Here is a 5,334-nt window from a genome sequence, read left to right on the forward strand (position 1 = left end):
CGTTCACGATGCCAGCGGCATCCCCGTACTCGCCAAAAAGAATCGCGCTCTGCGGCGAAAGTCCTGCGACTCGTTCTTGCATCTCCTCGAGCGACAGGCCTTGAAGCCAGGTGAAACGAGCTCGATCGGCGAGGGGTTGGAACGCTTTCCGTGTTTCAGCGAGCCAGAGTCTGCTTATGGCCGAGCCTCCCAAAACGATGACGATTTCGGTCGTCTCCGGGGCGATTCGCAAAATGTTCTCGACGGCACCTTGGAAGTCGATCACGACCGGGACGGCGACGACCCCCTCCGGCACCGAGATGTCCGCCAAGACGCGCCTCTCCACACCGGCCAGCAGGAGCGGGGACGAGGGGAAAAGCTGCTCGCGGTGATTCAGGCAAAACCGAGCCGCCGGCGCGCCCATGGTAACCAGAAGATCCACCCGATGATCCGCGAAGAGCGCGCTGAGGTAGTCGCGGAACGGGCCCTCCATCGCCGTCCCCGCGAACCGCGCCGTCTCCATAGGAATGTCGAACAGCTCTACGGGTTCGTTCGAGCGCCGCGCCAGCTCATCTCTGAACTCGTAACGGAACTCGTTGAAGTACTCTCGGCCGAAGGAGTAGAGAACCAGTACACGCTTCCGCCCATCCTCTGCGGCGCTCGGCGCCGCTCGGGCAAAAGCGCAGCTTGCGAGAAGAAGCCAGATCGCCGAGCTCGACGGGCTCAACCGGCGTCGAGCCGATCGAACGCTGCGCTCATCCCCACGAAGACTTCTCCGATCCGTTGAGATCTTCATGGCTTTCTAGTGCTCAGTGCCGTGGCGGGACCCGTAATCGATCGTGCCGCCACGGCTCGGGCTGCTTACGGCGCGCAAGCGCGTCGGGCTCGCTCCGCTCGCGCAGGCTGGACTGTACTTTTTCATCAGCCTGTTAGCGCGGCTAGATCTCGACGATGCCGTGTTTGATGGCGAAGTGGACGAGCTCGGCGCTGGTGTGGATGCCGGCCGCCTGCATCATCGTGTACTTGTGGAACTCGACCGTGCGGGTAGAGATCCCGAGAACGGCGGCAATCTCCTTGGCCGTCTTTCCCTCGGCGAGTAGCTGCAGGATCTCACGCTGGCGCCGCGTCAGCGAGGATACCGGGTCATTCGATGACTCTGGGTCGCTCTGAATCGACTGGAGAACCTCACCCGCCAGCGCGGGAGTGATGTACTTCTGACCGTTCAGCGCGGCGCGAATCGCCAACACCAGCTCGTCCGGAGCCGAGTGTTTTAGGACGAAGCCCGAGGCGCCCGCTTCGAGCGCCCGACGGGCGTAGGCCACCTCACGGTGCATGGTGAGGAAGACAACTTTGACTCGCGGGTCGTTCTTCTTCAACGGCTCGACCGCGTCGATCCCGTTGAGATGGGGCATGGTGATGTCCGCCACGATGACGTCCGGACGGAGACGAGTTGCTTCCTCGACCAGAGCCCGGCCGTCTTCCACGATTCCCAGGAGATCGAACTCGGGTGAAAGCAGCTCCTTCAAGCCTTCGGCCACGATACGGTGATCGTCAGCCAGCAAGACCGTGGGGCGTCTCACGGCGAGCCTTCTTTCATCGGCACCGAGACCGTTACCGTCGTTCCACGGCCTGGGGCGCTCTCGATGTCGAGCTTCCCGTGCACGAGACGCGCCCTCTCCCTCATGCTGGCGTGGCCGAGGCTTCTGGTGACTCGCTGGCGCGGCGCGAATCCCAATCCGTCGTCGCTTACTTTCATTTGCAGATGGCCGTTCGTCGTGGTTACCGCGAGGCTCACCCGGCTCGCGCCGGAATGTCGCGCCACGTTGCGCAGCGCTTCCTGGGCGATGCGGTAGAGGCAAAGCGCGGTCTCGGATGGAAGCTCCGATGGGCCTTCGAAAGACGTCAAATCCGCGCGGATGGATTCTTGGCGGGAGAAGCGATCGCACTCGACCTGGAGCGCATCTTTAAACCCCAGGTCGTCGAGAACCGAGGGATGGAGCCGGTAGGAAAGCGCGTGAACGTGCTCGCTCAGGCGAACGAGCTGGTCCCTCATGGCCACCGCCAACTCCCCCACGGATGAGCTCGGGGCCTGCCGCATCCGCGCCGCATCAATGGCGATCCTGGCGAGCGTCTGGCTGAGATCTTCGTGCAGCTCCTGGGCGAGCCGGCGCCGCTCGTCCTCGTGGGCGGTGAGAAGGCGCCGAGCAAACATTCGCGCTTCCTCCTCGGCGGCTCGGCGTCGGGAGAGCTGCAAGAGGAGACCGCCCATGAGTGCTGTCTCCAACCCCACGAAGCTGATGCCCACGAGAATTGGGTCACGGTGCTCGTCCCAAAGCGATGAGGGTCGAAACAAAATCTGGCTCCGGTCGGGAAGCAGCGTCTCGCGGATTCCCCAGCGCTCCAGCTCGCGGAAGTCATAAGCCAGTACGTTCATCGTTACCGGCGGGGCGCTAATGGTTTCGGGAGCTTGGCCGCCGAGGATTCGTGCAGCGACGCCGCCCGCATGTTTACCCGCTTCAGATAGAGAAAGAAGCGGGCCACCGACGATTCCCGCGCCGAGCTGTGTGTCGAACAGGCCAAAGACGGGAGCATTGGCGGCTTCGTGAAGCCTCGTGAGTGCACTGCGCCCGGGGTAAGGAATTCCCGCCGCGTCTACGCTGAGCCCGCGGAAGAAAACGACGCTATGCGGCGGAAGGGCTTTCAGACGTTGCAGCACTTCCTCGAGCGACCACTCATTGGTCCAGGTGAAGCGAACTCGGTGGGAGAAACGCTCGAGCTCTTTCCTCGTGTCCGCGAGCGAGAGCTGGCTGTTCGGCGAGGCCCCCAATACCACGACGATCTCACGGGTGTCCGGCAGCACGCGAAGGATGTTTTCGATCGCCGCAAGAAGCCCGAGATCTATGGATACGACCGCCGCATTGCCCGCTTTGGAAACGTCCTCTGCCCAAGGTCTCTCTACCCCCGCCGCCAGGAGCGGCAGGGAGGGGAAGAGACGTTCGCGCTGGCGTAGACTGAACCGGGCCGCGGGGCCGCCGACGGTAACGAGCAAGTCCATGCATTCCTCGGCGAGGAGGGATTCGAGGTAGTTGACCAGGGGAGCATCGTTCGTGAACGCGGCAGACTGCCCCTCTCGAAGGGAGACTTCGAAAAACTCGACAGGTTCGGGGAAGAGCCGGGCGAGCTCGGCCTGGAAGCTGGAGGCGACATCGGCATAGGGGCCGAAGCCGTGTCCGAACGAGTGAAGGATGAGCACCTGCTTGTGATCGTCTTGCGCCGCATGCGTTACGACTGGATAGCCTGTGGAGACGGCGAGGAGCATCCAAACCGGCAGCATCGGTGCTCCGAGAATCACCGCGTTTCTTCTCGAGCTTGCTCGGATCATGCGTAACGTGGCTCGAAGGGTCGATACACGATCTCTCCGCGCTCGACGATGGCGACGCTGCTCTGAGGAATCTCGGTCCACCCGGAGGCCGCTTCTCCCGGAGGCTCGGAGACGATGGCTCGGGCGTCCGCGGAGAATCGGTCACGCAGAGCCGGGTTGAGCTCGTAGAGATCCTCCATCGCTCGGCTGTGGTAGAGCGTGGGAGCGTCGCCGTCGGTCGCGTAGCGCACGGCGTAGAGTTTCTCGCCGTCGCTGAATCCGAGCGTCATCCAGAGGGGATCGGAAACGCCGATCTTACGCGCCACCTCCTCCACGAAGCCTGCCATCGCTTGTACTGCGCCAACCGGATCGCTCTCGAGCCCGAAGGTCAGGGCCAGAAAGAACATCACCTCGGAATCGGTCGTTCCCGAGATGTTAGAAAACAAACGAGGGTCGACGCGGAACAGAAGCTCCCTCCGGAGCTTCTCGATCTCCTGAATCTCGCCATTGTGGACGAAGAGCCAGCGGCCGTAGCGGAACGGATGGCAGTTCGTCTCCTGGACGGTCGCTTGGGAGGTCGCGCGGACGTGCGCCAGAAACAAGGGAGACTCGACGATCGCGCAGGTCTCCCGCAAGTTGAAGTCGTTCCATGCCGGTCGGATGCTGCGAAAAAGTCCCGCCCGTCCGCGTGCGTCGTACCAACCTACGCCGAACCCGTCTCCGTTCGTGGGCGTTTCTGGTGAGTGAGAGCTCATGCTCTGATCGATGAGGGAGTGCTTGGGCTTGAACAAAAGCTCTTCGAGGGCCACTGGAGCCCCCGAGTACGCCATCCAGCGACACATGCAGCCTACATGCTAGACCGCCGAATGGACGCGGGCAAGGGAGTCGGGGTGCCCTCGGCCGTGGCTCGGATTGCCTTCTCGCCGTTTCCCCGACCTCAACGTGGCCGTGCCTCTTCGGGCATCATCGCGCGAGCGGCTCGCGCGGTGAGCTCGTACATACGCCCGAGCTTGTCGACGATCGACATCTGAAGCCTTGCCAGAAGCAAATAGTCCGGGTCGTCGGGGCGAAGTCGCTTCCCTTGCCGTTCGAGAAGCGCGGCCGACTGCTCGGCCACCGCCTCACGCAGAGCAAGCACCTGAGCCGCCGCGTCGGCGTCTGCATCGCGGATGGCTCGCACCGCATGCTCCATTGCCCTTTGGACGGTCGCGTAGAGACCGCGCAGCATCTCCGCCGTCGCGCTCGAAGGCCGCTCGGTTCCACCCCGCTCGATAATCTGCCTCACGTCCCGAGCGATGACGGTGGCCAGGCTCTCGAGCGCCAGGAGCGTCTCCATCAGCGCCTGGACATCGTCGCTCTCTCGCTGCGTGAGTGAGCCTTTTCGCAGAAGGCCCAGATAACGAAGGATCCCAGCCTCGAGGACGTTGACTTCATCGGCGCTGCGGGCCAGCTCCTCGAAACGCTCCGCGCTGCGCTCGCCAACGGCCAGCCCCAAGTCACCGAGCATCTTCTGGACGATCTCCGCCAGCCGCCCGATCTCGCGGCGGGCGTTCTCGAGCGCCAGACTAGGCGCGGCGAGGGCAACGTCGTCGAGGAACAGTGGCGCGATCCGCGCGCCTCGTTTCGGTGGCCTGTCCTTCACGAGGCGCTCGGCCGTTCGCGCGAAGAGGGCCGTGAACGGCAAGAACACCATCGTATTGATCACGTTGAATAACGTGTTGGCGTTCGCCAGCTGGCGCGGCACCTCGGCCGCCGCGCGCGCCACGCCTTCGAGCTCGGGGGGGGCCGACGGCGACATTCCGACTGCCAGGCGGGCGAGCAGGGGAAGCAATGGCAGCCAGACGGCAACGCCGGCGATGTTGAAGCTGAGGTGAACGATCGAGGCGCGGACGGCCGCCACCGGCTTTCCCACGGCCGCGAGAAGCGCTGTCGCGCACGTTCCGATATTGGCGCCGAGCGCGAGCGCGATGCCGCCCGAAAGCGATAAGAGCCCC

At 63.8% G+C, this 5,334-nt stretch carries 5 protein-coding genes; all 5 read right to left on the minus strand.

Annotated elements, in window-relative coordinates:
• On the minus strand, positions 1 to 775 hold a 775-nt coding region (locus tag VEK15_14900; protein ID HXV61984.1), incomplete at its 3' end, for a hypothetical protein.
• Positions 776 to 917: 142 nt separating this feature from the next.
• Positions 918 to 1,559, minus strand: a complete 642-nt coding sequence (locus tag VEK15_14905; protein ID HXV61985.1) for a response regulator transcription factor — start codon at positions 1,557 to 1,559, stop codon at positions 918 to 920.
• The gene (locus tag VEK15_14910) at positions 1,556 to 3,361 is read right to left on the minus strand and encodes an ATP-binding protein (protein HXV61986.1); all 1,806 of its coding nucleotides are present in this window, start codon (positions 3,359 to 3,361) and stop codon (positions 1,556 to 1,558) included. Before VEK15_14910 ends, VEK15_14905 begins: the two co-directional genes overlap by 4 nt.
• On the minus strand, positions 3,358 to 4,170 hold the full coding sequence (locus tag VEK15_14915; GenBank protein ID HXV61987.1) for a class II glutamine amidotransferase: 813 nt from the start codon (positions 4,168 to 4,170) through the stop codon (positions 3,358 to 3,360). Before VEK15_14915 ends, VEK15_14910 begins: the two co-directional genes overlap by 4 nt.
• 107 nt (positions 4,171 to 4,277) lie before the next feature.
• The coding region (locus tag VEK15_14920) for a Na/Pi symporter (GenBank protein HXV61988.1) at positions 4,278 to 5,334 on the minus strand (1,057 nt) is incomplete at its 5' end.

It is taken from the genome of Vicinamibacteria bacterium, assembly GCA_035620555.1.
Lineage (GTDB): Bacteria > Acidobacteriota > Vicinamibacteria > Marinacidobacterales > SMYC01 > DASPGQ01.

Coding starts and splice junctions, on each gene's coding strand:
- VEK15_14915 (HXV61987.1), bottom strand. CDS start 4,170: ATGGCGTACTCGGGGGCTCCAGTGGCCCTCGAAGAGCTTTTGTTCAAG.
- VEK15_14910 (HXV61986.1), bottom strand. CDS start 3,361: ATGATCCGAGCAAGCTCGAGAAGAAACGCGGTGATTCTCGGAGCACCG.